Source organism: Ensifer sp. ENS11, assembly GCF_014851895.1.
Classification (GTDB): domain Bacteria; phylum Pseudomonadota; class Alphaproteobacteria; order Rhizobiales; family Rhizobiaceae; genus Ensifer; species Ensifer canadensis.
In genome coordinates this window covers 81,540-107,138 of the sequence record NZ_JACVAN010000004.1, presented here as the reverse complement: position 1 = coordinate 107,138, position 25,599 = coordinate 81,540, and the positions used below count along the sequence as shown (strand labels likewise).

Here is a 25,599-nt window from a genome sequence, read left to right as displayed (position 1 = left end):
GTCCGTTCGAGCAATTCCAGGAAAAGCGTGAAATGGCTTTCCTGGAATTGCGTTGCTTCAAGGAGTTAGGCGAGTGCGGTGATGGCGGCGCGCACCGCAGCTTCGTCCATGTCGTGCAGGCCGATGACGACGAGGCGCGTACCGCGCTTCTCGCCAGCCGCCCAGGCACGGTCGTAATACTGGTCGATGCGGGCGCCAACGGCCTGGATCAGCAGGCGCATCGGCTTGCCGGGCACGTCGGCAAAGCCCTTGAGGCGCAGCACGTCATGCTCTGATATCACGCCCTTGAGGCGATCGATGAAACCTGCCGGATCGGCAATCGCGCCGAGCTCGACGACGAAGCTGTCGAACTCGTCATGAGAGTGCTCCTCGCCGGCCTCATGTTCCATCTCGTGGTGAGACTTGCGGTTGGCGATATCGCTTTCCGTGCCGACGCCGAGGCCGAGCAGGATGGCAGCGGCAACTTCGCCGTTCTTCGCCTCGATCATTGTTGGCTTGCGGTTAGTGCGCGAAGCGACCTCGTCGCGCACGGCCTTGAGGCCGGAGGCGTCGATCAGATCGGTCTTGTTGAGCACGATCAGGTCGGCGGCGGTCAACTGGTCCTCGAACAGTTCCTCGATCGGGCTTTCGTGGTCGAGATTGTCGTCCTCGACACGCAACGCATCGACCTTGTCATGGTCGTCGGCAAAACGGCCGGCGGCAACGGCGGCACTGTCGACCACGGTGACGACGCCATCGACGGTGACTTCGCTGCGGATATCAGGCCAGTTGAAGGCGGCGATCAGCGGCTGCGGCAAAGCGAGGCCCGAGGTTTCAATGATGATATGGTCAGGACGATTTTCGCGCTCGAGCAGCTTGGTCATGGTCGGGATGAAATCATCGGCAACCGTGCAGCAGATGCAGCCATTGGTAAGCTCAATGATATCGTCTTCCGAGCAGGCTTCTGCGCCGCAGCCCTTCAGCACGTCGCCGTCGACGCCGAGATCGCCGAACTCGTTGATGATGAGCGCAATGCGCTTGCCATCGGCGTTCTGCAGCAGATTGCGGATCATCGTCGTCTTGCCGGCACCGAGGAAGCCGGTGATGACGGTCGCCGGGATCTTGCCCTGGTTGGCTCTGGCAGTGGTCATGGATCAACCCTTCATTTTCAGCGGCAATCCGGCCGCGACAAAGTAAACTTCCGCGGATTTCTCCGCAACGATCTGGTGAAGCCGGCCGGCATGGTCGCGGAAATCGCGGACCATGCGGTTCTCGGGCACGATGCCGAGGCCGACTTCGTTGGAAACAAGGATGAGGCGCGCCCGCGCCTCCGGCAGGAAAGCGGCAAGGGCCGCGAACTCTGCCGCCATGTCGCGCCCTTCCATCATCAGGTTGGTGACCCACAGCGTCAGGCAGTCGACGAGCACCACGCGGTTCTCGTCATCGATGCGCGTCAGCAGCGAAACGAGGTCGAGCGGCTCTTCATGCGTCGTCCAGCCTTCGCCGCGCCTTGCCCGGTGATGGTCGATGCGCTCGCGCATCTCGTCGTCCCAGGCACGGCCGGTCGCGACATAGTGCATGCCGAGCCCGGAGGCTTCGACGAGCCTTTCGGAAAAGCTGGATTTGCCGGAACGGGCACCGCCGAGGACCAGAACCGGCCCGGCATGGGAAATGCTCATGTGCGTTGCAGCCTCACGCGCTTGGTCGCGAATTCGAGCGGCAACAGGATTTCACCGCGCCGACGGCGCGTTCGGGAAACGATCGATGAGCCAAGACAACCTCCGTGATGGCGTGGGAAGCGGGCTTCCCTTCGGGCGGAATGCCCCTGTCGGACGGCAGGTCTCCTGGCTCACGGCGTCACGAGTCCACCACATCGCGCCCCGCGTGATCACGCGAAGACCGATGCTTGGGCCCGAACGGCCCGCCTCACCTTCCCGGCGTTTTCTGGTTTCGTGAAAGGCGGACGATTCGTAGAAGAAGAGGCGTCCAACCCGGCTGATCACGAAGCCACGCCAGTGGCTTTTCCGGCTGAATTCCAAACCGCCTTCGATTGCCCCATGCAATCGAAAGGAAGCCGGCTATCAGCCCGATGGCGAACCCTGACCGTTCTACAGTCGCGGGGTCGGCTGCGATAAGGATGCCCGATTTGGGTCCATCCGTCACATTCCCAATTATTCCCCCGCATCGCCACGATCCGGGGAAACCATCCAACGTCAGATGATTAGGAAGCGGGCGCCGCAAAGTCAATCGACGCGTGCGACACGCCACCCGTCGAGATGCGGCGCGCGACAATTTGCCGGCAGCAGGCCGCAAAGGCCACTCCTGCATGTTTTTATCCTTAGATGGTATTCGACCTAAGGATAAAAACATGCAGCAATTCAAAGTGTTACAGCGACCTTTGCGCGTCCAGTAAGACGCGCGGCGCTGTAGTCGACGTCGGAGCGGACGCTCCACGGCAACTGAACTTTATTTTAGCAACGTCAGATATTGCGATAGAGTAGCCGAAAGTCGTTTCGATTATCCGGAAGGCAGATGGAACGCAGGCTCACCGCCGTGATGATTGCCGACGTTTCCGGCTATGGACTGCTCACCCAAGCCGACGAAGAGGGTACGTGTGCCCGCTTTCAGGCCGATCTGCACGGCCTGTTCGAACAAAGGATTGCCGCACATCGCGGGCGGTTGATCAAGACCATGGGCGACGGGTTATTGGTCGAGTTCCAGAGTGTCGTCGAGGCGGTCCGTTGTGCGGTGGAGGTTCAGCGCGCGAAATCCGAAAGCCGCGGCTCCGATCAGGGTCGACTGGAATTCCGCATCGGCATCAATCTTGGCGACGTCATCGTTGAAGGCGACGACATTCACGGCGATGGAGTGATCATTGCCGAGCGCCTGCAGAGCCTCGCCGAACCGGGTGGGATCATCATCTCCGGCACCGCCTACGACCAGGTCGAGAAGCACCTCGATGTCGGCTTCGTCTTTCTCGGCGAACAACGCCTGAAGCATATCGAAAAGCCGGTGCGGACTTACCGGCTGGGGCTGAACGAAGCCCGCCCCGGCAGCGTAAAGGTCGCTGGGCGCCACGCGAAGCGCTGGGCGGCACTCGTTACGTCTGCTGTCGTGCTCGGCGCTGCTGCCGGCGTGGCCTGGTGGCGGCCCTGGGAGTCGCCTGTGGAAACGGTCCAGATACAACCACCGAACCTGACCGCGCCGGACAAGCCGTCGATCGCGGTGCTTCCGTTTGCCAACGTGAGCGACGATCCCAGGCAGGAGTATTTCGCCGATGGCATGACCGATGGCCTTGTCACCGAGCTGGCTCAGGTATCCGGCTTGTTCGTTATCGCGCGTAACTCGACCTTCACCTACAAGGGCAGGGCGGTGACACCCAGGCAGGTGTCCAAGGAACTCGGTGTCCGATACGTCCTCGAAGGCAGTGTGCAGCGTGCCGGAGAACAGCTACGGATCAATGCTCAGCTCATAGATTCTCTCAGCGGCGGCCACGTTTGGGCCGGCAAGTTCGACGGTTCACTTTCCGATGTCTTTGCGCTGCAGGACGAAGTGATGCGCGGCATTGCCGACGCGCTTGCGCTTCGGTTGAATCCTGACGAGCAGATGGCCTTCGGACGCAAGGAAACGACGGTCCCGGCGGCCTTCGATGCGTTCCTGCGCGGCTGGGAGCATCACCGGCGCACGACCCCCGAAGATTTTGCAAAGGCAGTGCCTTTTTTCGAGCAGGCGATTGCGCTCGATCCTGCCTATGGACGAGCCTATGCCGCCGCCGCCATGGTCTACGCGCGCGTCTACCTGTGGCGTTGGCATTATCGGCTTGATATCTCGCGGATCGAAGCTAGAGCCAAGGCGCTACAATTTCTAAGGACCGCGCAGAAACACAAAACAGCGCTCGCCTATCAGGCGGCCGCTCTCCTGTCCGAAGCGGCCTGGCAGCATGCCGATGCGCTCGCCGAACTCAAGGAAGCGATCGCGCTCGAACCCGGCGATTCCTGGAGCTACGCGCTGACGGCCTTCGTGCTGACCTCCGCCGGCCGCCCAGCGGAGGCCCTGCCCTATATCCGTACGGCCATGCGCCTCGATCCGCACTCTCCGTCCTTCTTCATTTACGTTCTTGGACTGACGCAGTTCAGCCTGGAGGATTTCGAGGCGTCGGTGGCTGCGGTGAAGCGCAGCATCGAACTCAATCCTCAGGATGACGGTTCTTTCCTTCTTCTCGCCTCCGCTTACGCGCACCTCGGCCGGAACACGGAAGCGCAGGCAGCGATCACTCGTTTCAACGCGCTTCGCCTCGCACGCGGTGGCACTGCCGCCACCATCTCGACCAGCCCGCCCATGGATCTGGCAAAGCTGGCGGATAGCGAGCTCTTCTACCGGGGACTGCGCCTGGCCGGCGTGCCTGAGACCTTGATGAACGCCGACTTCGTAGGCAGGAACAGACTGGAAGCCGACGAAGCCCGCTCACTATTCCTGGGGCATCGGCTGCATGGACGCATGCTGGACTCGGGCGAGGAACATGAGGCTGTCATTTCAACCGGGGGCGTGGCCACTCTGACAGGAGGCTGGGCTTCCATCGGCGCTGGTCGCATGACCGATGTCGAGGTCAAGTTTGACAGGGACGAGGTTTGCTTCCTGTGGCTCAAGACAACGAACCTCTGCGGAATGGTGCTGCGAAATCCCGGAGGACTTAGCGGCAAGGAAAACGAATTCATATGGTACCACGGCGACAGGGCGTTCACGTTCTCGCAGGTCCGCTAGCCCCTTGCGCTCGCCCATGCTACCGCTACCGTACCCGCTGCAGCGCGCTGAACTGAAAAGCCTGCACTGAATTCCATGGCGTCTTATGCTGGTGCCTGATCGCTTCGACCAGCCGGAAGGACGGCCCGATTACTTCGGCAAGCGCCGCCGGGTCGTAGCGCATCACCGGCAAACCGCTGCAGCGGTTCGGCCCATCCGGCGCAAAGGTGGCGATGATGGCGTGTCCGGAAGGCTTCACGGCAGCACAAAGACGTTCGACATAGGCCGCGCGCTCTGCCGCACCGGTCAGGAAGTGAAACGCGGCGCGGTCGTGCCAGATATCGTATTGCCGCGAAGGCGACCAGTCGGTCACGTCGGCGGCGATCCACTCTACCGCTTCGCCGCGCGCGCCGAGCCGGGCTCGTGCGGCGCCAAGCGCGGTTGGAGACAGGTCAAGCACCGCGACCGACCATCCGCCCTCCTCCAGCAGCCGATCGACCAATCTAGACGCACCGCCGCCGATATCGATCAGCGATGCCGGCAAGCCCCGCCCGTACTCGTGAATGAGCCGCAGCGACACCTCGGGCGTGCCTTCGAACCAGCTGACGCCCGCCTCGTCCTTGGAGGCATAGGCAGCATCCCAATGCGCACGCCGCTCGTCGTCACTCATTGCAAACCGCCTGTTGCGCCGGTCATCCCGTGGTCAGAAGTCTGCATGTGTCGGCGCCTGCGGCACGCAGTCCGCGACGCATCTTAACGCCCCGCGCGCGTGCTGCAAATGCTGCGGGCGGGCCTCAATTGCCGAGCAGTTGATGGAGCCACGTCGGGTCAAGCACCGCCTCGAGCTCCGCGGCGACGTCATCGAGCGCCGCATCGACCGACTGGCGGTAGTTGCCGATGCCGCCTTCGATGCCGAAGCTTTTGAGCAGGGCAGCACGGTAGGCATCGCTGGAAAACAACCCATGCAGGTAGGTTCCCATCACCCGTCCGTCGGCCGAAAGGGCGCCATCGGCGCGATCGTCGATGCGGATCGAAGGGCGGTCGCAGTCAGGACCCGTGGTGCGGCCGAGATGGATTTCATAGCCTTCGAGCGGCACGTCGTGTTCCAGCGACCAGGCACGGCTGTTGCGCAGGGTCTTTTCCGGCGCCATTTCCGTTTCGACGTCGAGCAGCCCAAGTCCCTTGATTTCCCGCTCGTTGCCCTCGATGCCGAGAGGGTCGGTGACGCGCGCGCCCAGCATCTGGTAGCCGCCGCAGATGCCGATCACCCGGCCACCGCGCCGCACATGGCGCTTGAGGTCCTCATCCCAACCCTGCGCCCTGAAATCCTTGAGATCGCCGATGGTCGATTTCGACCCAGGGATGACGACGAGAGCGGCATCGGCGGGGATCGGGCTGCCCGGTTTGACGAAGACGAGATCGACCTCCGGCTCGGCGGCGAGCGGATCGAGGTCGTCGAAATTGGCAATTCTCGACAACACCGGAACGGCAACCTTGAGCGCCCGCCCCTCGCCGCGGGCCAGCTTTTCGAGCACGACCGAATCCTCTGCCGGCAGCCGCCCGGCCGCCTTCAGCCACGGCACTACGCCGAAACAGGGCCAGCCGGTGTAGCGGCCGACCGCGGCGATGCCGTCGTCGAACAGCGTGACGTCCCCACGGAACTTGTTGATCAAATAGCCCGTCACCATGCGCCGGTCCTCGTCGGGCAGGATCGCATGGGTGCCGACCAACGAGGCGATGACGCCGCCGCGATCGATGTCGCCAACGAGCACAACGGGGACATCGGCGCGGGTCGCAAAACCCATATTGGCGATGTCGCCTGCTCTCAAGTTGATTTCGGCAGGTGACCCCGCCCCCTCGACGACCACGAGATCGGCACCGGCCGAAATCTGCTCGAAGCTTTCCATCACCGCCCCGAGCAGCTTCGGCTTCAGTGCCTGATATTCCCGCCCCTTCGCCTGGCCTGCGACCTTGCCCTGCACGACGATCTGGCTGCCGACATCCGACTGCGGCTTCAAGAGCACCGGGTTCATGTGCACCGAAGACGGCACGCGGGCGGCTAGCGCCTGCAGCCATTGCGCCCGGCCGATTTCGCCGCCGTCATGCGACACGGCGGCGTTGTTCGACATGTTCTGCGGCTTGAACGGCCTGACCTTCAACCCGTGATTGGAGGCGAGCCGGCAGAGGCCTGCCACCAATACCGATTTTCCGACATCCGAGCCGGTTCCCTGAAGCATGATCTTGCGTGTCATGCGGCCACCGGTAACACCGAATTGACCGGCCGCAAAGAGCTGTATTGACACGTTTTCGCCGCATTTGCGGCGCGTCGATGACGGACTGTTTCGGCCGCTCATCAAGCTTGTCGAGTTTCCCTCCGAAACTAGCATAAATGCGACATCCCGTGACGAGTTTGGCATTCAATTCCATAAGGCGCGAGCCTATATCAGCGCCATCGAAACACACACCGGACGACAAACGTCCGGCCTCTCAAGGTCCATGCCCATGCTGTACATATTCAGCAAACCAAATTTCGTTCAGATCGCCTGGAATTCCAAGGCACCGGTCAGCCAGTCGCGCGTTCGCAACGTCGTTCTCGACGCTCCCTTCGGCCCGCTCGGCTTCATCCGCACGTCCAACGTCGGCTGACCCATCAGGCCCATAGGATCGGGCCCCTATCGGCCACGGCTTCGCATTCCGGCAGCTGACGCCTTCTCCTCCAGCCGTCTCCCTTCGTGGAGGCGGTTTTTTTTGGCCATACGGCGCATGTGAGGCGCTGGGTTTGCGCATGTCGTCGCCGCAGAACCGCCACGCACTTTTGTGCGACACGCCCTTAAACGCGAAAACCGCATCGACCTCTTATCGAGGGATGCGGCTTCCAAAAAACGCTGGTCACTCCGGAAAAACACACCGGAGGTTCGCTCAAACCCGGGACGCTATACCTTGATCCGGGTCGACGGCCGTTTCCCGCCGCGCAACAACAATTAGCCGGACATCGTTACCGGATGGTTATCGAGGATTTAACGAAAGATGAATCGCGGCATTTTTTGAATTTTTTTCGCGACATTTACAAAATGTGCGCGTGGCGCATTCACGACAGGAAAGGTCCTGATTGCAACAGATCGAAAACAAGCATTGCGGCGACCGCTATATTTTACGGCACTAATTGTCGCGAATGCTTAAATTTGGCCCGATGGAAGCCAAAAAAATCCCCTTCCATCATGTCGCAGACAGACGCTGCCCGCAGCCCGGCGCGGCCGTTTTCCGATTCAAGAGGTTGATTTCCCAACGAGAATACTTAGGCTTGCGGAGCGGTATAGAGGAGATCCGGCCGGCGACAGGGTTCCGCGGCCAGGACCAGATCGAACTCCCACACCGCCGCAGCAGGGGCTACCCTTGGCTTGTCTTTTGCCGAACCCCAGGCTGCTCATTTGGCTCGGGTGACCGGGATGCACGGCGTCCCCACGACGCCCGTTTGATCGTAGGCTGCAGTTAAAGACTGGGAGGTCTTGCAACATGAAGAAACTCCTCGCTTCCACCATTCTCGCCGCGGGTCTGTACGCGCTGGCGGGTTCCGCGCAGGCCGCGGAATGCGGTGAAGTCAGCATTGCCGAGATGAACTGGGCGTCGGCGGGCGTTGCCGCTCACGTGGACAAGTTCATTCTGGAAAACGGTTACGGTTGCACCGTGACGCTGGTCACCGGCGACACCATGCCGACCTTTGCCTCCATGAACGAAAAGGCCCAGCCGGATATGGCGCCGGAACTCTGGGTCAACGCCGTTCGCACGCCGCTCGACGCGGCCATCAAGGAAGGCCGGCTGATCGAAGCCGCCAAGATCCTGAGCGAAGGCGGCGTCGAAGGCTGGTGGATCCCGAAATTCGTCGCCGATGCCAACCCCGATATCAAGACGGTGCAGGATGCGCTGAAACACCCCGATCTCTTCCCGGCACCGGAAGACCCGTCCAAAGCCGCCATTCACAATTGCCCGTCTGGCTGGAACTGCCAGGTTTCGACCGCCAATCTCTACAAGGCGATCGATGCCGAGAAGGCCGGCTTCCAGCTGATCGACACCGGCTCTGCGGCCGGCCTCGACGGCTCGATCGCCAACGCCTTTGCCAAGAAGACCGGCTGGCTCGGCTACTACTGGGCACCGACTGCCATCCTCGGCAAGTACGAAATGACCCGCCTCTCCTTCGGCGTTGATCACGACAAGAAGGAATGGGACGCCTGCTCGGCCGTTCCGGATTGCCCGAGCCCGAAGGTCAACTCCTACCCGGTCTCCGACGTCTTCACTGTCGTGACCAAGTCGTTTGCCGACAAGGCCGGCGTTGCCATGGACTATGTCAAGGCGCGCAAGTGGGACAATGGCACCGTCAACAAGGTCCTTGCCTGGATGGATGAGAACCAGGGCACCAACGAGGATGCAGCAAAGCACTTCCTCGAAGAGTTCCCGGACATGTGGACCACATGGGTAAGCCCTGATGTGGCCGAGAAGGTCAAGGCGGCACTCTGATTTTCGCTGACGATGCAGGCGGCCCGCGTGAAAAGCGGTCGCCTGCATCGGCGTCTTCGCCAGCCGGAAAAAATTGTCGGACATGGCAAGCAATACCGGCGACGACGAACAGGTTCAGTTCGCTTCGCATGTCGCATTCAGTAAAGCGGGCGTCACGTTCCGCTGTCACATTCCTCACGCCGGGACCCGAAGAGGTCACCGCAAAGTCTGCGCAGGGATCGGCAACGACCGGTCTGAAGACCCAGTCGGCGTCATAAGACTTCAGGCCAAGAAGGGGAAAAATATGGCATCCATCTGCAGTGTCTTGCCAGAGTTGCTCTGCAAGTTCCCTGCCATTGACGACGGAACGATCCGCCTGGCTCGCAAGACCATCGACGATGGTTTCAAGGGTTTCGTCCGCACCTATGGCGACGCCATCGACACGGTCGTCCAGCCGCTTCAATGGTTTCTGAACTATCTCGAAAGCCTGTTCGTCAGCTCGCCGTGGATCGTCATCCTCGCGCTCATGGTGGCGATCGTCTATTTCGGCAGCCGCAACATCAACATCACCATCGGCACGGCGCTGTCGATGATCGCCATCGGCCTCGTCGGCCTGTGGAACGACACGATGGTCACGCTCGCAATGGTCACCGTCTGCACGCTGATCTCGATCCTGATCGGCATTCCGATCGGCATTCTGATGGCGCGCTCCGAGCGGGTGCAGTCGGTCGTCAATCCGGCGCTCGACGTGATGCAGACGATGCCGAGCTTCGTCTATCTTATTCCGGTCGTGATGATCTTCGGCATCGGCAAGGTTCCGGGCCTCATCGCCGTCGTCATCTATGCCGTGCCGCCGATGATCCGGCTCACCAATCTCGGCATCCGCCTCGTCGACAAGGAAGTGCTCGAAGCCGCCGACGCCTTCGGGTCGTCGGCCTGGCAGAAGCTCAAGAACGTGCAGATGCCGCTGGCGCTGCCCACCATCATGGCCGGCATCAACCAGACCATCATGATGTCGCTGGCGATGGTCGTCGTCGCATCGATGATCGGCGTGGGCGGCCTCGGCAAGAACGTGCTGCAGGCGATCGCCAACCAGTTCTTCACCGTCGGTTTCCTCAACGGCTTCGCCCTTGTCGGTATCGCCATCATTTTCGACCGTACCAGCCAGGCCTTCGGCAGGCGGCTACAGAAGCATTCGGAGGTTATCCATGGCTAGTCACGCGATCGAGGTGAAGAACCTCTACAAGATCTTCGGCCCCAATGGCGGCAACTATGTCGATGCCGTCAAGCGGGGCCTGGGCAAGGCGGAACTCAACGAAAAGCACGGCCACGTGCTCGGTCTGCAGGACATCAACATCTCGATGCCGGCCGGTGGCGTCATGGTGGTCATGGGGCTTTCGGGCTCGGGCAAGTCGACGCTGATCCGCCACATCAACCGGCTGATCGACCCGACCGCAGGCGAAGTGCTCTATGACGGCGTCGACGTCTGCAAGATGAACGACAACGACCTGCGCGAATTCCGTCGCCACAAGACGGCGATGGTGTTCCAGAAATTCGCGCTGCTGCCGCACCGGACCGTGCTCGACAACACCGTTTACGGCCTGGAGATCCAGGGCGTCGGCAAGGCCGAGAGCGAAAAGCGCGCGCGCGGCTGGATCGACCGGGTCGGTCTCCAGGGCTTTGAGAACCACTACCCCAACCAGCTTTCCGGCGGCATGCAGCAACGCGTCGGCCTCGCCCGGGCGCTCACCAACGATGCCGACATCCTGCTGATGGACGAAGCCTATTCGGCACTCGATCCGCTGATCCGCGTCGATATGCAGAGCGTGCTTCTCGACCTACAGAAAGAGCTGAAGAAGACCGTCGTCTTCATCACCCACGATCTCGACGAGGCGCTCAGGCTCGGCGACAAGATCGCCATCCTGCGGGATGGCCGCGTGGTGCAGCAGGGAACGGGCCAGGAAATCGTGCTGTCGCCCGCCGACGACTACATCAGCGCCTTCGTCAAGGAAGTGAACCGCGGACGCGTCATCAATGTCGAGACGATCATGCGGCCGCTTTCCGGCAACCCGGAAGGCATGCCGCTGACGATGGGCACGGTGCTGGAATCGGCGGCCCGCGCCATGACCGGCGCTCATCTCAACGTGGCCCATGTCGTCGACGAAAACGGCCGCCCGATCGGCGCGCTCGATCTGCCGACGATCATCTCGGCCATGGTGACGCCCACCAGTCACGAGGACAAGAGAGCCGCATAGACAGGCCAATCGGCAGCAAGGGCGCTCGGCACCTCCCATCGCGGGAACAGGCCGCAGCGCCCTTCGCATGTCAGGCGGGTCGTATCGTCTGCGGGGTGCAACTCGGAAGACGCACGCTGTCGGCGCTCATGCAGCAATTCAAAGTGCTACAGCGACCTTTGCGCGTCTAATAAGACGCGCGGCGCTGTAGGCCGATGTCAGCCTCGCATTCGCACCAAGTGCTCTACGGCGCTGTTCAGTTGGTCTTCGTCGTTTCGGCTGCAGCCGGCTCGACGGTGCTTGCGGACGAAAGCGTATCGCTGGTCGCCGGGAAATACTTGTCGAGCAGGCCCATCATCTGGGTGTCGCGCTTTTCGGCGGTCTCGCCGCCCATGACGACGCCGACGAGGCGCTTGCCGTCGCGCGTCGCCGACGTCACCACGTTATAGCCAGACGCCGTGGTGTAGCCGGTCTTGATGCCGTCAGCGCCTGCATAGCGGTTCATCACGCCGTTGTGGCCGCGAAGCTTCATGCCCCTGAATTCGATCTTGCGGTTCGAAAACAGCGCAAACTCTTCCGGGAAATCGCGCATCAGCGCAATGCCGAGCGTCGCCATGTCACGCGCCGTCGTCACCTGCTCCGGATCCGGCAGGCCGTTGGCGTTCTTGAACACGGTGCTGGCCATGCCGAGCTGGTGCGCCTTCTCGGTCATCACCTTGGCAAACCCGGTTTCAGTGCCGGCCAGCTGTTCGCCGATGGCAACGGAAGCATCATTGGCCGACAGCACGATCATGCCCATCACGGCTTCGCGGACGGAGACGGTGCGCCCGACGCCGACGGCCAGCTTGAAGGGCTCCTTGCCATTGGCATTTTCCGACATCGTCAGTCGCTGGTCCCACGTCAGCTTGCCGTCGCGAAGCGCTTCGAACGCAAGATAGATCGTCATCATCTTGGTCAAGGACGCGGGATAGTTCAGCTCGTCGGCATTCTCGGCTTCGAGAACGGTGCCGGTCTGCGCGTCCAGAACCAGATGGGCTTTTCCGGCGAACGCGTAGGACGCACCGCCGAGCAACAGACCGAGTGAAACCGCCGCCGACGCGAGTGTCCGGATAGTGAAATGCATGATGTTCTTCTCGTTTGAGGCTATCGATCAGCGCGCGATACCCGCGGGCAAGCTAGCGACTACATAAGTGCCGCCTTTTACAGCGATCACAAGCGAGCCGCAATCGCCTATCGGCTGCGGCTTTTCGTCGTGAGCAATCGCCCCGCTTCCGCCACAATGGCGTCAACGGACAACCTGGCTTCGGCGCCAGATCGAACCTGCCTAACCCTCACGCGCCGCGACAGCCCTCGCCCCAAAAGGCCAGCCTGACAGAAAGGGTTTTTCGATGAAACGGAAGGTCAGAGTAGAGACAACCAGCACCCCACCTATCGCAGCGAGCGTCACCAGCGTCGCGAAGCCCTGGTCGAGCGTCAGAACCGTGTCCCCATCGGGAGCGACGTGGGTCGGAACCTTCAGGCCGAAGCGCAGAATCTGGGTGACCGCCCAGCCGACAATGGAATGGGTCAGGTAGACGCTGTAGCTGACGGTGCCCAACCAGACGAAGGACGGCCACTCGAGAAAGCGGCGAAGACTCGTGTCCTCCTGCAGGTTCGCCACGGCCACAACCGTGACCGCAAAAAGAGGCGGCAGAAGGATTTCCGCGCGGCCGCCGCCGAGGCCCCAGATTGCCAAAACGACGAGCGTCAGCGCCGCTGCAGCCATCGGCGCCGCCGCCTTTCGGGGCAATCGGACGTGGAGCGAAGCGGCCCACGCCCCCAGGAAAAAAGAGAATACGCAGCGGATGATCGCAAAGATCGGATCGGTTTCGAGCCGTCCGCCCTCCAGAGCGAGCAGGATGATGGCCGCTCCACCCGCCAGAACAAGGCACCAGCGCACCGGTAACCGCAGGAGACCCACCGTCAAAGCGAAGATCAGATAGGTCCAGAACTCGACCGAAATGGACCAGCTCGGAATATTGAACCCGAGTTCGCTCAGAACCACGCCCTGCAGCAGAAAAAGATTGGCAAGGAACGCCTTTGCGTCGGACACCACAAAGGCGGGGTTATTGGAGATGATGCCGGTCTTCTGTTCAAAGATGTATTTGAGACACTCTATGCCGAGGAAGATCAGCAGCGTGAACAGATGAAGCGGATAGAGGCGCCAGAACCGCCGGCGCTGGAAGCTTGCGAGCTCTGCGGGGCTCGACAATCTGTTGGCATAGTTGAGAGCAATCACGAAGCCGCTGAGCACGAAGAAGAAGTCGACCATGAGGTAGCCGTGCCGGATGAAGGCATTCTCACTCAGCAGGCTGCCGTAACGGAAATGGTGCAGGACAACCGCAAGGGCCGCGAAACCCCGCAAGGATTCGAGCGCCAGGAGTTTGGGTTTCTTCACCATTGCGGAGAATGCTCCATCGCTGGCGGCAAGCGCCGCCATTTCGTCACGTTGCGCCCGTCGTTTAGACGGTCTGCTTCGAGAAGACAGGTCCCGCAAGGACGATTGGAAGCTACCTTCGCCCGGGAAGCCTTAAAATCCGGTAATGGGCATTCTGCGTTGAGCCAAAGACATTTGGCTTCTGTTGTCGGGGCAAGGCAAAACTGCCCGCTTTGGCAAAAGATGCCCGATTGAACCGAGCCGCCGTTTCATTCGACCTTAACCCGATTGCGCCATGCTTGATGGCAGGTCCCGGCCCTCTGGGGGCAACTGCAGACGGGAACCGCAAACCCGGAGGTGGCGCCGTGTCGGCGACGCCCCAGCAATCTCGGCGCCCTGATGCAAGTACCCCCCGCCACGGCAGACTTACCCACACGTCGGCATCCAGTGCCGGCGCGGGTAGGCTACGACGTTGGGCTCGCACAGCTGACGCGCCATTTGGCTTCGCTGCTATCCGGCCTCGGGCTCTTCCTCATGGTCTTCACGCTGATGCCCTTTCAGGGCGCCATGGAGACGGACCCGAATGCCGCCAACGATGGCAACATCATCAACCAGGTCGGCTACATCGTGCTTGGTGCGGTCTATCTGTTTGCGATGCTGCTCGTGGTCGACAAGCGGGTGCTGGCGCGGCTGGCCTCGCCGGCCTGGGTGGCGATCTTCGCCATCGCCTACTTCTCCTGCCTGCAGTCCTACGATCCGGCCGCCTCCGCCCGTGGTCTGACGCTCAGCCTTGTGGCGATGATCATGGTGGCCGGCGTGCTGGTGCTGCCGCGCAGCGAGGAGGATTTCGTTCATGCCGGGGCAAATGCCATACTGCTCCTCATCCTGATCGACTATGCCGCGCTCATCGTGGCGCCGGACCTGGCCATTCACTCGGCCGCCGGCGGCGAGCCCTGGCATGCCGGCTTCTGGCGCGGCCATCTCCTACACAAGAACGTCTCGGCGCCGGTGTTTTCGATCCTGTGCATGTTCGGGATCTATTGCCTGCGCTCCGGCGCCACGCTTCGCGGCTGGGCCATCACCCTGCTCTCGGTCAACTTCGTGCTGCACACCGGCTCGAAGACCACCATCGGCTTCCTGCCAATCGCCATAACGCTGGTGCTTGCCGGTCGCGCCGTTCGCAGCCCCGGCCTGATGATCGTCGCGCATCTGGTCATGTCGGTCGTCGTCTTCGGCCTGACGCTCGGCACGATCTATTCAGACACCCTGCTTTCGTTCACCAGGGCGATCATCGACGATGCCACCTTCACCGGACGCGACGACATCTGGAAGTTCGCCAGCGCCAGCATCGCCGAGCACCCATGGCTAGGTCAGGGTTACTCCAGCTTCTGGCTCTCGCCCGTCATCATGGGCCTTGAGGCCAACTTCGAGGCGAACTGGGACGTGCGTGGCATCGTTGCCGGCCACAACAGCTATCTCGACGCGGCGCTGACATTTGGCCTGCCCGGCGGTATCCTCATAAGCCTGCTGCTCTTCGTCAAACCGCTCCTCGACTACATCCGCGCCTCGCGCCGGCCGGAGGGTCGGGCCTTTGCCGACTTCTGCGTCATGGTCGTCATTTTCATGACTTACAACGCCATGCTCGAAAGCTTCTTCCTCAACCGCGCCGACCCGATGTGGCTGCTGACGGCGCTGGCCATCTTCGGGCTCGGCCTTGCCGGGCGCTTGGGCCTGCGCCACCAACAATAGTCCCGGCCACCCACGCCGACGCTTGCAAAGACATAAAGATATCTTTATATCTTATTGCATTCATTCTAGCCGGGAAAAGCCGATGACCGCTGCAGCCAACGTTCTCTCCGACCTTATCGCCGAAAAAGGCGTTCTTCTTGCCGATGGCGCCACCGGAACCTCGCTGTTCGCGATGGGCCTCGAAGCCGGCGAAGCGCCGGAAATCTGGAACGAGACCAGGCCCGAGAACATCGCCAAGCTGCACCAGGACTTCGTCGACGCCGGCGCCGACATCATCCTGACCAACTCCTTCGGCGGCACCCGCCACCGCCTGAAGCTGCACCACGCCCAGGATCGCGTGCACGAACTCAACAGGCGCGCGGCCGAAATCGCCCGCGCCGTCGCCGACCAGGCACCGCGCAAGGTCATCACCGCCGGTTCTGTCGGCCCGACCGGCGAACTGCTGATCCCGCTTGGCGCGCTGTCCTATGAGGACGCGGTCTCGGCCTTCGTCGAACAGATCGAAGGCCTGAAGGCCGGCGGCGCCGAAGTCGCCTGGATCGAGACCATGTCGTCGCCGGACGAGATCCGCGCGGCCGCCGAGGCCGCCGCCAAGGTCGGCATGCCCTATGTCTATACCGGCTCCTTCGACACCGCCGGCAAGACCATGATGGGCCTGCACCCCAAGGATATTCACGATGTCGCCAAGGATCTGGGCAATGGCCCGGTCGCCGTCGGGGCCAATTGCGGCGTCGGCGCGTCCGACATCCTGTCCTCGCTGCTCGACATGACCGCGGCAAAGCCCGAGGCGACCGTGATCGTCAAGGGCAATTGCGGCATTCCGGAATTCCGCGGCTCGGAAATCCATTACTCCGGCACGCCGCCGCTGATGGCGGAATATGCTCGGCTCGCGGCCGACGCCGGCGCCAAGATCATCGGCGGCTGCTGCGGCACCACCTGCGGGCACCTCGCCGCCATGCGCGTGGCCCTCGACGAGCATTCGCCGCGCGAACGCCCGACGCTCGATGTGATCATCGAAAGGATCGGCCCGCTGCGCAACAAGTCGGCCAATGAAGCTCCATCGGCCCCGGCCCGGGAACGGCGCAGCCGCCGCGGCTAAAAGCACTTCCAGGGGAAGTGCGAAAAGCACGCAAGATCGACAAAATAACGAAACGCTCCGGCATCATCTGATCCCGGAGCGTTTTCATTTGTAGCGTTCGCTATGGCTCTCGCAACGAGCGGGAATGCCCCCGAAAATCAGGCGCTGCGCTTGATCGCACTGTCCGCCCGAAGATGCTGCCGCCAGGCCTCAAGCCCGATCTCGATGTTCTTGCGACCGAAGCCGACACGGAAGCGATCCTCAGCGACCGGCAGCAGGTCGGACACGAACAGGCTGGATGGCAGCAGCAGCACGCCCGCCTCTTCCACCAGGCGGCGGCAATGGGTCTCGACCCCATCGGCTCCGAGATAGCGGGCAAAACCGACGCAGCCGCCATCCGGCTCCCGCCATTCATAGAGGGCGGGGAATTCGGCAAAGAAGGCTCCGAGCTTTTCGAGGTTCGAGGCGCAAAGCGCCCGATTGCGTGTCAGCAGTTGCTCGCGCGCCTTGAGTGCGATCGTTGCCAGAACCTCGGACGGACGCGAATTGCAGATCGACAGATAGTGCTTCATCTTCTCCATGCGCTCGATCAGCGCATGATCGCGGCAGGCGATCCAGCCGATGCGCAAGCCCGGCAGGCCATAGGCCTTGGACATGACGTTGAGCGAGATGCCGCGCTCGAACAACTCGGCCGCCTGCGACAGCCTCAGCGCCGGGTCGCGCTCGAGCCCACGATAGACCTCGTCGCTGAAGAGATGGATGCCGCGTTCGGCGCAGAGCTCGGCCAGCGCCTTAAAGGTCTGCTGATCGGCGATCGAGCCGGTAGGGTTGTTGGGGAAGTTGACTGCAATCAGCCTGGTGTTCGGCTTCAGCGCCGCACGCACGTCGGCAATATCGAGGCGCCAGTTGTTTTCCGGGCGCAGCGGCACGCCGGTGACCGAAGCGGCGATCGTGACCGGCAGCGTTTCCATCGACTGATAGTTTGGCACGGTGACGATGGCGTGGTCCTGAGGGCCGAGCAGCGCCAGCATGGCGCAGTAAAGCCCCTCCTCCGCCCCGGCAAAGCAGAGAATGTCTTCAGCCGAGAGCCCCTGATAGGTCGACGCAATGGCCGCGCGCAAGGCCGGTGCGCCATAGGTTTCGGTGTAGCCGAGCGTCAGCTTGTCCCAGGCTTCCCGGTCCGCGTCGTCGGCCAGCGCCAGCAGTTCGCCCATGCCGATGGTTTCGCTGTCGCTGGCGGTCATGTGGTGGCGCGCCTTGAACTCCCAGCGGGAGAAATGCGTTTCGAGGCGGAAGTCTGGCAAGGTGGTCATATCGGGTCCTCCAATCGCTGCGTCCGGCGGACGGGCGAAACCATTGTCTTCGTCGTGATCAGGAAGCGTCGCCGCGGGCGGCAGTGAGATAGTTGTAGATCGAGGCGCGCGAGGTGCCGATCAGGCTGGCAAGATGGTCGACGGCGTTGCGGGTCTTGAACAGGCCGCGCTCCTCCAGCGCCGCCACCAGCGCCACCCGGTCCGCCCGTTTCAGCGCTGAAAGCGCGAGCCCCCGCTCCTTCAGCCAGTCATGCAGCGACGCGTTGATCTCTTCGCGCCAGTCACGCGAAAACAGCACCTGCGGCCGCGGCTGCGCAGCACCGGCAAAGGCGGAAAGCAGCTTCACGGCATTGTCGATCATCGAGACATCGAGATTGATGCAGAGCAGGCCTGCCGCGTCGCCCTTGGCGTCGCGCAACACCGCCGAGATGGACTTGATGCGCCGACCGTCGACTCCAGTCTTCTCGTATGGCCCGAGCACGTTTTCCGCGCCCGAAACCACGCCGAACTCTTCCTCGATCAGCGAATCCTCGCCGACCGCCCGGCCGGAGGAGGCATTCCAGATGGCAACGACGGTGCCGCGCTTAAGGTCATGCAGCACCACCTCCGCATGCGGATAGAGCAAGGCGCTGATGGCCGCAGCCGTTGGCGCGTGCATGGCAATGTCGAAGGCAATGGCGGGCTTTATGTTCATGTCACTGGAATGACCGATTCTGGACTTTTTGTCAATTCTAGACGTTTCGTTTAAGTGCATCATTCACCGATGCTTGCGCGCCCTGCCGGCCTGTCCTATCCCGAAGAAAACGAGATTCGCCTGGAGACACTGACATGAATGCCGGACCCGCTTCCTTCCCCGACAGGGACACCGTTGCCGACAAGCTTTCGGCTTTTGGCGAAGCGGATCAGGCCTTTATCCGCCTGCTGGCGGAAAACCCCGAGCAGGACGAGCAACTGATGGAAGGCCTCCATCGCTGCCTCGACATCGCCTCCGAAGCCCGCTTCCTCAACACGTTGAAGCTCGAAAAGCTTGGCCATTGGCTCGGCAGCGAGGCCCCGGCGCGGCTGCAGATGCGCCTGATGGAAGCCGCCCGCTCCAGCCAGCACCCGGCCTACCAGGCGTTCAGAACGGGTTTGACGAAATCAGGCGGCCTGGAGCGCGCGTTTCCGAAGGGTTGAGGTTAGGCGTTTAAAGAGCGCCATGGGGCTCGGCGCGATCACAATGAATCTTTGACCTAGCTGGTTGGTCCGCTGCACCTTGCTGCCCGAGTGGGATTTCTCGCCCTCATTCCTGTGCTTGTCACAGGAATCCAGCAGCGCCGTGTCTACGGCGCGGAAGAGCTTGAGGAAGAAGGGCCACTGGAAGGATCCTTAACTGCGCAGACGCGCCGTTACTGGATTCCTGTGACAAGCACAGGAATGAGGGAAGTGGTACCGTCCGAGGACAAGGAGACGGCACCTTTAGTCAGGACGATGGTTGCCGGGCATCGGACTATCCCTTTCGGCAACGGGGTCCTTGAACTCCCCGACGCCTACCAAACGGACCACGCGCAGAACAGGTTACGTCAGACGAAGGCAGCGCCGTATATCCCTTCTCCCCGCAAGCGGGGAGAAGGTGGCGGCAGCCGGATGATGGGCCACGCCGCGGTAACGGCGCAGCCTCATCCTCCCGCCCGACCCTCAATTGGCCGAGCCGCCGCCCGAAAGCCCCTTGGCGAGCCGCACCAGATTGACGAATTCGCCGCGATAACCGAACGGGTCCGCCCCCTTGGCCGCTGCCGCCAGATCGACGACGGCATCATAGGAATAGTCCGACAGCGCCGTCACACCCGAAAGCTTCTGCCCGAAGGCGGCCACGGCGACCGAGAAGCGCACGTCATTGGGCGCCTCTGCGAGCGATGGCACGGCGTTCGCCTCGGTAACCGGCGTTGTGATCAGTTCGCTTTGGTCGCCATCCGGTTTCTTGTAGCGGATTTTGAGGAAAGCGAGTTCGCCGGTTTTCGTCGTCGCATCGGCTGCCGGCTTCTCCGCCGCCGCGTAGCGCAGGTCGTCGTTCAGCACCGCCGGACTGCCCTTCGGCGTCACCTCGTAGATCGCCGTGACGCTGTGGCCGGAGCCGATGTCGCCGGCATCGACCTTGTCGTTGTTGAAGTCCTCGCGCTTCAGGGCCCGGGTCTCGTAGCCGATCAGGCGGTATTCGGCGATTGCATCCGGGTTGAATTCCACCTGCAGCTTGACGTCCTTGGCGATCGGGAACAGCGATGAGCCCGCCTCTTCCACCAGCGTCTTCTGCGCCTCGGCCAGCGTATCGATATAGGCGGCCGTACCGTTGCCGTTCTGGGCAATCGTCTGCATCAGCGCATCGTTGTAGTTGCCGCGGCCGAAGCCGAGCACCGACAGGAAGATGCCGCTCCTGCGCTTGGCCTCGATCATCTGCTTGAGCTCGTCGTCGCTGGCGGGACCGACATTGAAGTCACCGTCGGTCGCCAGCATGATGCGGTTGACGCCACCCTTGACGAAGGCCTTCTCCGCCAGCCGGTAGGCAGCGTCGATGCCCTCGGCACCGGCGGTCGAGCCGCCGGGCTGCAACGTGTCGATCGCCGACAGGATCTTCGCCTTGTCCTTGACCGCGGTCGGTTCCAGCACCGTGCCGGCATTGCCGGCATAGGTGACGATCGAAACCGTATCCTCGGGCTTCAGTTTCTCGACCAGCAGCCGGAAGGCGCCTTTCAAGAGCGGCAGCTTGTCCGGCTCGTCCATGGAGCCGGAAACGTCGATCAGGAACACCAGGTTCGCCTTCGGTGCCTGCGCCGGCACGACGTCATAGCCCTTGATCGCCACGTGCATCAGCCGTGTGCCGCCATTCCACGGCGTCGGCGTCACCGTCACCGTCGCCTTGAACGGCTCAGTGGCGCTCGCCGGGCGCGGCCAATCATAAGGAAAATAGTTGACCATCTCCTCGACCCGCACCGCATCGCGCTCCGGCATCTGACCCTCCATTAGCGAGCGGCGCACGAAGGCGTAGGAAGCCGTATCGACATCGACCGAGAAGGTGGAGACCGGGTCGGTGGCGACGCTCTTGACCGGATTGCTGTCGGCCTTGTTGAAGCGCTCGCGGTTTTCCTGAGGAGCCGGAGCCATCTCCTCGGCAACAACGGGCGCCGGCATAAAGGTCATCCGTGTCTCAGCGCCCGGAGCTGCAGAAAGCGGTGCTGCGCTATCGCTCATCATCTGGTTGCCCAAAGCATCCGCCTCGGCCTCGGCAGTGGGCGCCGGGTTCTCGGCTCGCGCCGCAGATTGAACCTCGACGGTCTTCTGTTCGCGGGCGCGGGCAAGCGCCTCGGCGGCTGGCTTATCGGCCGGTGGCCGACCCTCAGCATCAACGGCAACCGACCCGCCGACTGCAAAGCCGGAGGTCTCCTGCCTCTTCGCAGCAGCTAGGTTTTCGTCCACCGCCGACGCAGTCGGAGCTGACTTCGGCCGTGGCGCTGCCTTCTGTTTCGGCTCTCCCTTCACCGCGATCTCTGCCCCGGTGTCGCCGGGCAGCACGGAGTTGCGCGTCAGTTCCAGCGTCAGGAACGTGGCGGCGGGGATGACCAGCAGCGTGGCGAGTGCCGATCCGGCAAGCAGTTTCCTGTTCATGATGGGGCTCCATATCCGGTTGAAGATGGAGCTTTGACGAACCGGCAGCATTGATCCTTGGGTGATGGTCGAATTTTCTTCTGCCATGTCGAAAGCCTGCATGGCGGCCGCGAGCGCACGCGCGCGTGCCTCGTTCGAAGCCTTTGGCGGGGTCAGCCCGGAGAGCTTGTCGAAATCGTCGGTCATGATCACACGGCCTCCTTGCCAAGCAATGTCTTCAGCCGCTTGCGCGCCTCGTGCACGTGCCAGGACACGGTCGCCTCGGAACATCCAAGCACATCGGCGGCCGCGGCATGGCTCATCCCCTCGGCATAGACGAGCAGCACTGCGTCGCATTGTTTTTCCGGCAGCGCCCTGACGGCCGTCCAGAGCGCCTCCTGGCGATCGTCTTCGGCCGTCTCGCCGCCGCCAAGAACGGCCTGCTCGTTGGCATAGGCCTGTATCCTGCTGGTGTCGCGCATCTGTCGGCGCTTGTGGTCGCGCGCCGCGTTGAGCGTTAGGGTGTAGAGCCAGGTGCGAAACCGGCTGGTGCCGCGAAAGCCGCGAACGGCGGTACCCAGCCGTACGCAGACGTCCTGGGCGATGTCTTCCGCATCCGCGGCATTGCCCGACCAGCGCCAGGCGACGGCATGGACAAAATCATAGTGCCGCTCGACCAATTGGCCGAACGCCCGTCTGTCTCCAGACACCGCTTTCTCGACGAGTTCAGCGTCCAATGGCGTGCCCGCTCCTAGCTGTTTTGAACCTTAGACGTTGCACGACGACAATTCCTTGGGGCCGCGACGAAAAAAATCGCATCGGCCCCAAAGAAAAAACTAGCGCGGGAATTTTCCGACGACGGCGATCATCGGCCCCATCGGGAACAGCCGGTCGTGCCGGTTGATATCAGGCGCATAGAGGCTGGAGATCGTGCCGTCGAGGAAAAGCGCGTTGGGGCAATCGAGCTCGTCGCGGAAAAGCGTCGCGAAGTCGTGAAACCGCACCGGCCTTTTCGAGACGACGAACACCACCTCGCCCGCAGCCGTCACGCCGACGCCGTTGCGGGTCTTGAGGCTGGTGCTGTCGGGCAGGAAGCGCGGATGCAGCTCGCCATCGATCACCAGCATCGGGCCGGACTGCGTGGCAAACCGGGGCCGGATATTGGCGGCGCGATAGGCGTCCGCCGACATCACCCCCGCCTTGCCGCCATCGACATAGAAGACGCCGTTAGGAAGAAGGTGGAAATTGCCCCAGCCGGTATTGGTGTTGAGCGGCGCCTGCTCGCGCCCCTCCTCGATATGCAGGCCGACCGGCGACAGGTCGTCGTGATACATGCCGCCGTTCATGGCAAAGAGCATGTATTCGTCGCGATGGCGCAGTTCCAGCGACAGCGCCCGGAACGAGCGGAAGGGAACGCCGGCCTGATCTTTGTTGTAAAGACGGATGTCGTTATCGGCGGGGTCGACGGTGCAGGCGATATAGTCCTGCCCGAGATGGCTGACGTCACGGCAGGCGCCGAGCGCCGGGCCGGCAAGGCCGGCCGAGAGAACGGCACCGACGAGAAATGGTTTTGGAAAAAGCGGCATGAAAAACATCCAATGGAATCAGTCGCCCAGCATCATCGAGATTGCGGCGGTTCTGGCGCAGGAGCGAGGAAAATGCTGATGGCAGGCCCGGCCTCGCCGTAGACGGACAGGCCAACCGTGCTCTCCCCCTCACCCCTGTGCTCGTCACAGGGGTCCAGCCACAGCGCGTCTGCGCCGTGAAGGAACCAAAACCTCGCTGTCTGCTGCATGACGCGGTCTTTGCGCGCCGCCGACGCGGGCGGCTGGATCTCTGTGACAAGCACAGAGATGAGGGAGAGGAGAAATCGGCATCCGTAGCCGCAGCCAAACATGGCATCGTCGCGGTGTAGGTAGGTCGCCGTCGCAATTCTGTGCGCACAGGGATGAGGTAAGGAAAGTACAGGGCCTTACGGCCGCGACAGTTCCGCTCAGCCGCCAGCCATAATCCCGGCAATGCCGGCCAGCACAAAACAGCCGGCCGCCGCCGCAAGGCCGAAGATCGCCGCCAGACAGGCAAGGCCGGCAACGCCGCTGCGCAGGTAAGAGTTGGGATTACCGGTGAGGATCTCGCTCGACAGCCTGGTCAGCAATCGCTTTTCCTGCAGCGTGAAGCGCAGGTTGCTGGCGTGCTGGCGCGCCACCCGCTGCACCTCGCCGTAATTGTTGGCGATGGCAAAGAAAGTGAGCAGCAGGCCAATGCAGCCGACGACCAGGGCGGCCTTGCGTAGAAAATCGATCGCCTCCGGCAGCAAGCTCGCGCCCAATATGGAGCTGTCGAACAGACCGTCGAAGCCGGCGATGCAGGCCGCAACCACCGCGGCATGGGCGGCGGCAATCGCCAGCAGGCGCTTGTACGCCTCGTCGAGAAGCTGCGAATTGGCGGCATGAATACTGTCCAGACGCGATACCTGCGCGTCGACTTCCTCCCGCGACAAGCGCGGGGGAAAGTTGCTCACGGATACCACTGGGCTGCGCGTCATGAGATGGTCTCCAATGCCACACCGTCCAAATCGGTATAAATTCGGAAATTTTACGTTTCCAGAACACCTGCAATTTTAGTCATTTTGGAGATTTACACCATCTTTGCGTGCCGGAGCGGAACAGCGAAACAGGCGCTCGGTTTTCCATGCGCACCCAGCTGCGGGGACAGCACCAGTCAATCAGCGCCGGAAGGTGACGGCGCAGGTCGTGTGGATGCCTGTGCCGGCGGTGCCTTGGGATTGTGCGTTACGCACGTCACTTCCTGCTGTGTATGCGGCTGTGGAAAGTATGCCCGAGCGGCCATCGGTGGATGGGCAGGCTGGACCTTGCCGTGTCATTCACGGCCCCGGCCGACGCTTTACCGTCCTCTATTTCATTGGAGGCTTCGGCGCAGGTGAAAACGCCAGCGTCAGCCACACATTCCAGCCTTCCGGGCGGTTTTTGGCCCCGAACTCGTAGTATCCCTTGAGGTTCACATAGCCCGCCGTTTCATCGCCGGCGTCGAACTTGCAACCGAGCTGGGGACCGACCCCGAACACGCGGGACTTGAAATCACCAAGGGTCGCGCCTTCGCCGCTGTCCCCCGTAAGCTGCTGATAGGCGTATCCAACGACGCCGACATGGACATGCTCGTTCAGGAATTGCGATGCGGCCCAGTCGACGTGCCCATCAATGCCGTTCCGATAGTCCGTATCGGGGTTTTTGAAGTTGTAGGTCAGGCCGCCGACAATCGAAAACTCGCGACCCGTGTCCGGATTGAGATAGGTGTATCCGACCCCGCCATCCATGGCACCGTGGCCGAGCCCCAGGTTCGCCAGGCGATCAGGATCGTAGGAACCAACGGGAATGCCGCCGGTCATATAGACGAGATAGTTGTCGACGTCGTCGTTCCATTTAAGTGCCGCCTGGGGAAGGACATCGCCAAACGCGGTTAGAGAATCGCATCTTTCGCCGGAGACCGAACCGCCGAGCGGCCCAGTCAAGGTGGCGTCTACGCAGGCGTGGCTTCGTCCCGCAACGCCCAACAGGCTGAGGGCGAGCTGCCCACCCCATACGGGCTGATCGAAGGTGTAGGTCGGTCCGAAGGCAACCAGGTCGCCGCGCCCGCTCATGCCGACATCGACTTGCCCGGCCCCGCCGCGTGGAAAAGCCTCGCTCGCACCCGCGCTGATGGAGGAGTGGTAGTAGATCGAAGCGAAGGACCAGCCGGGTTTACCCGGCACCGCAGCAAAACTGCCGTATAGGCCAGGCAGCCAGAAACTGACGCCAAATTCATCCGCGCTGGCCTGTGACGCGGCAAACGCAACCACGAACACCAGCGAACCGGCGCACATCTTTCGAATCATGCGACCCCCTGCATTAGCCTACACACACTAGGTTACAATCGGGGCAATTCAACCGCATGTTTCCCGCAACGGCGGCATGTGACGGAGGC

At 62.3% G+C, this 25,599-nt stretch carries 21 protein-coding genes and 1 riboswitch; of the genes, 8 read left to right on the top strand and 13 right to left on the bottom strand.

Annotated elements, in window-relative coordinates; translation table 11 throughout:
* Positions 1–65: 65 nt before the first annotated feature.
* Entirely contained in the window at positions 66–1,130 is a 1,065-nt protein-coding gene (gene cobW / locus IB264_RS09770) for a cobalamin biosynthesis protein CobW (RefSeq protein WP_025427375.1), read from the bottom strand.
* A 3-nt stretch (positions 1,131–1,133) separates the two neighbouring features.
* Positions 1,134–1,658, bottom strand: coding sequence for a bifunctional adenosylcobinamide kinase/adenosylcobinamide-phosphate guanylyltransferase (gene cobU, locus IB264_RS09765; RefSeq protein WP_025427376.1), 525 nt, complete (start codon positions 1,656–1,658; stop codon positions 1,134–1,136).
* A 137-nt stretch (positions 1,659–1,795) separates the two neighbouring features.
* Positions 1,796–2,202: riboswitch (cobalamin riboswitch) on the bottom strand.
* Positions 2,203–2,511: 309 nt separating this feature from the next.
* Here cobU and IB264_RS09760 point away from each other — a divergent pair.
* A complete protein-coding gene (locus tag IB264_RS09760; RefSeq protein ID WP_025427377.1) occupies positions 2,512–4,740 on the top strand; it encodes an adenylate/guanylate cyclase domain-containing protein in 2,229 nt (742 codons plus the stop codon).
* Between the two features lie 25 nt (positions 4,741–4,765).
* Here IB264_RS09760 and IB264_RS09755 read toward each other — a convergent pair whose 3' ends face one another.
* A complete protein-coding gene (locus tag IB264_RS09755) occupies positions 4,766–5,389 on the bottom strand; it encodes a trans-aconitate 2-methyltransferase (RefSeq protein ID WP_025427378.1) in 624 nt (207 codons plus the stop codon).
* A gap of 124 nt (positions 5,390–5,513) precedes the next feature.
* On the bottom strand, positions 5,514–6,971 hold the full coding sequence (locus IB264_RS09750; protein WP_025427379.1) for a cobyric acid synthase: 1,458 nt from the start codon (positions 6,969–6,971) through the stop codon (positions 5,514–5,516).
* Positions 6,972–7,221: 250 nt separating this feature from the next.
* On the opposite strand from IB264_RS09750, the gene IB264_RS09745 reads away from it, so the two are divergent.
* The 4 genes from IB264_RS09745 to IB264_RS09730 all read left to right on the top strand — a co-directional run bounded on the left by IB264_RS09745 (position 7,222) and on the right by IB264_RS09730 (position 11,465).
* Positions 7,222–7,365, top strand: coding sequence for a hypothetical protein (locus IB264_RS09745; RefSeq protein WP_107027614.1), 144 nt, complete (start codon positions 7,222–7,224; stop codon positions 7,363–7,365).
* A gap of 867 nt (positions 7,366–8,232) precedes the next feature.
* Positions 8,233–9,231: an ABC transporter substrate-binding protein gene (locus IB264_RS09740; protein WP_025427380.1), complete on the top strand. Its 999-nt coding sequence runs from the start codon at positions 8,233–8,235 to the stop codon at positions 9,229–9,231.
* 283 nt (positions 9,232–9,514) lie between these two features.
* Positions 9,515–10,426, top strand: coding sequence for a proline/glycine betaine ABC transporter permease (locus IB264_RS09735; protein WP_025427381.1), 912 nt, complete (start codon positions 9,515–9,517; stop codon positions 10,424–10,426).
* Positions 10,419–11,465, top strand: a complete 1,047-nt coding sequence (locus IB264_RS09730; RefSeq protein ID WP_025427382.1) for a glycine betaine/L-proline ABC transporter ATP-binding protein — start codon at positions 10,419–10,421, stop codon at positions 11,463–11,465. The genes IB264_RS09735 and IB264_RS09730 overlap by 8 nt, the downstream gene beginning before the upstream one ends.
* 235 nt (positions 11,466–11,700) lie before the next feature.
* On the opposite strand, the gene IB264_RS09725 is transcribed toward IB264_RS09730, so the two are convergent.
* Together IB264_RS09725 and IB264_RS09720 are read right to left on the bottom strand one after the other, a co-directional pair.
* Positions 11,701–12,567 carry a D-alanyl-D-alanine carboxypeptidase family protein gene (locus IB264_RS09725; RefSeq protein WP_025427383.1) on the bottom strand — a complete coding sequence of 289 codons (867 nt, stop codon included), beginning with the start codon at positions 12,565–12,567 and terminating at the stop codon, positions 11,701–11,703.
* Positions 12,568–12,768: 201 nt separating this feature from the next.
* Entirely contained in the window at positions 12,769–13,884 is a 1,116-nt protein-coding gene (locus tag IB264_RS09720) for an acyltransferase (RefSeq protein WP_158071734.1), read from the bottom strand.
* A gap of 474 nt (positions 13,885–14,358) precedes the next feature.
* Between IB264_RS09720 and IB264_RS09715 the strand changes: the two genes are divergently transcribed.
* Together IB264_RS09715 and bmt are read left to right on the top strand one after the other, a co-directional pair.
* A complete protein-coding gene (locus tag IB264_RS09715; RefSeq protein ID WP_192433324.1) occupies positions 14,359–15,609 on the top strand; it encodes an O-antigen ligase in 1,251 nt (416 codons plus the stop codon).
* Between the two features lie 82 nt (positions 15,610–15,691).
* Positions 15,692–16,708 (top strand): betaine--homocysteine S-methyltransferase, encoded by a 1,017-nt coding sequence (gene bmt, locus IB264_RS09710; RefSeq protein ID WP_025427386.1) that lies wholly within the window; start codon positions 15,692–15,694, stop codon positions 16,706–16,708.
* A gap of 137 nt (positions 16,709–16,845) precedes the next feature.
* Here bmt and IB264_RS09705 read toward each other — a convergent pair whose 3' ends face one another.
* Both IB264_RS09705 and IB264_RS09700 read right to left on the bottom strand, forming a co-directional pair.
* Positions 16,846–18,000, bottom strand: coding sequence for an aminotransferase class I/II-fold pyridoxal phosphate-dependent enzyme (locus tag IB264_RS09705; RefSeq protein WP_025427387.1), 1,155 nt, complete (start codon positions 17,998–18,000; stop codon positions 16,846–16,848).
* 58 nt (positions 18,001–18,058) lie between these two features.
* Entirely contained in the window at positions 18,059–18,694 is a 636-nt protein-coding gene (locus tag IB264_RS09700; RefSeq protein WP_025427388.1) for a transcriptional regulator, read from the bottom strand.
* A 134-nt stretch (positions 18,695–18,828) separates the two neighbouring features.
* Here IB264_RS09700 and IB264_RS09695 point away from each other — a divergent pair, with 134 nt between their 5' ends.
* Entirely contained in the window at positions 18,829–19,176 is a 348-nt protein-coding gene (locus tag IB264_RS09695; protein WP_025427389.1) for a hypothetical protein, read from the top strand.
* A gap of 501 nt (positions 19,177–19,677) precedes the next feature.
* On the opposite strand, the gene IB264_RS09690 is transcribed toward IB264_RS09695, so the two are convergent.
* The 5 genes from IB264_RS09690 to IB264_RS09670 form a co-directional block, all read right to left on the bottom strand.
* A complete protein-coding gene (locus IB264_RS09690; protein WP_113567277.1) occupies positions 19,678–21,825 on the bottom strand; it encodes a VWA domain-containing protein in 2,148 nt (715 codons plus the stop codon).
* Positions 21,826–21,827: 2 nt separating this feature from the next.
* Positions 21,828–22,355 carry an RNA polymerase sigma factor gene (locus IB264_RS09685; RefSeq protein WP_025427391.1) on the bottom strand — a complete coding sequence of 176 codons (528 nt, stop codon included), beginning with the start codon at positions 22,353–22,355 and terminating at the stop codon, positions 21,828–21,830.
* A 99-nt stretch (positions 22,356–22,454) separates the two neighbouring features.
* Positions 22,455–23,204 carry a phosphodiester glycosidase family protein gene (locus tag IB264_RS09680; RefSeq protein WP_025427392.1) on the bottom strand — a complete coding sequence of 250 codons (750 nt, stop codon included), beginning with the start codon at positions 23,202–23,204 and terminating at the stop codon, positions 22,455–22,457.
* A gap of 407 nt (positions 23,205–23,611) precedes the next feature.
* The gene (locus IB264_RS09675; RefSeq protein ID WP_025427394.1) at positions 23,612–24,163 is read right to left on the bottom strand and encodes a hypothetical protein; all 552 of its coding nucleotides are present in this window, start codon (positions 24,161–24,163) and stop codon (positions 23,612–23,614) included.
* Between the two features lie 369 nt (positions 24,164–24,532).
* Positions 24,533–25,498 (bottom strand): transporter, encoded by a 966-nt coding sequence (locus tag IB264_RS09670; RefSeq protein ID WP_167578360.1) that lies wholly within the window; start codon positions 25,496–25,498, stop codon positions 24,533–24,535.
* Positions 25,499–25,599: the final 101 nt, after the last annotated feature.

What these genes read in the sequence shown, in the direction of transcription:
- cobW (WP_025427375.1), bottom strand. Translation starts at nt 1,130, where the DNA reads ATGACCACTGCCAGAGCCAACCAGGGCAAGATCCCGGCGACCGTCATC.
- cobU (WP_025427376.1), bottom strand. Translation starts at nt 1,658, where the DNA reads ATGAGCATTTCCCATGCCGGGCCGGTTCTGGTCCTCGGCGGTGCCCGT.
- IB264_RS09760 (WP_025427377.1), top strand. Translation starts at nt 2,512, where the DNA reads ATGGAACGCAGGCTCACCGCCGTGATGATTGCCGACGTTTCCGGCTAT.
- IB264_RS09755 (WP_025427378.1), bottom strand. Translation starts at nt 5,389, where the DNA reads ATGAGTGACGACGAGCGGCGTGCGCATTGGGATGCTGCCTATGCCTCC.
- IB264_RS09750 (WP_025427379.1), bottom strand. Translation starts at nt 6,971, where the DNA reads ATGACACGCAAGATCATGCTTCAGGGAACCGGCTCGGATGTCGGAAAA.
- IB264_RS09745 (WP_107027614.1), top strand. Translation starts at nt 7,222, where the DNA reads ATGCTGTACATATTCAGCAAACCAAATTTCGTTCAGATCGCCTGGAAT.
- IB264_RS09740 (WP_025427380.1), top strand. Translation starts at nt 8,233, where the DNA reads ATGAAGAAACTCCTCGCTTCCACCATTCTCGCCGCGGGTCTGTACGCG.
- IB264_RS09735 (WP_025427381.1), top strand. Translation starts at nt 9,515, where the DNA reads ATGGCATCCATCTGCAGTGTCTTGCCAGAGTTGCTCTGCAAGTTCCCT.
- IB264_RS09730 (WP_025427382.1), top strand. Translation starts at nt 10,419, where the DNA reads ATGGCTAGTCACGCGATCGAGGTGAAGAACCTCTACAAGATCTTCGGC.
- IB264_RS09725 (WP_025427383.1), bottom strand. Translation starts at nt 12,567, where the DNA reads ATGCATTTCACTATCCGGACACTCGCGTCGGCGGCGGTTTCACTCGGT.
- IB264_RS09720 (WP_158071734.1), bottom strand. Translation starts at nt 13,884, where the DNA reads ATGGTGAAGAAACCCAAACTCCTGGCGCTCGAATCCTTGCGGGGTTTC.
- bmt (WP_025427386.1), top strand. Translation starts at nt 15,692, where the DNA reads ATGACCGCTGCAGCCAACGTTCTCTCCGACCTTATCGCCGAAAAAGGC.
- IB264_RS09705 (WP_025427387.1), bottom strand. Translation starts at nt 18,000, where the DNA reads ATGACCACCTTGCCAGACTTCCGCCTCGAAACGCATTTCTCCCGCTGG.
- IB264_RS09700 (WP_025427388.1), bottom strand. Translation starts at nt 18,694, where the DNA reads ATGAACATAAAGCCCGCCATTGCCTTCGACATTGCCATGCACGCGCCA.
- IB264_RS09695 (WP_025427389.1), top strand. Translation starts at nt 18,829, where the DNA reads ATGAATGCCGGACCCGCTTCCTTCCCCGACAGGGACACCGTTGCCGAC.
- IB264_RS09690 (WP_113567277.1), bottom strand. Translation starts at nt 21,825, where the DNA reads ATGACCGACGATTTCGACAAGCTCTCCGGGCTGACCCCGCCAAAGGCT.
- IB264_RS09680 (WP_025427392.1), bottom strand. Translation starts at nt 23,204, where the DNA reads ATGCCGCTTTTTCCAAAACCATTTCTCGTCGGTGCCGTTCTCTCGGCC.
- IB264_RS09675 (WP_025427394.1), bottom strand. Translation starts at nt 24,163, where the DNA reads ATGACGCGCAGCCCAGTGGTATCCGTGAGCAACTTTCCCCCGCGCTTG.
- IB264_RS09670 (WP_167578360.1), bottom strand. Translation starts at nt 25,498, where the DNA reads ATGTGCGCCGGTTCGCTGGTGTTCGTGGTTGCGTTTGCCGCGTCACAG.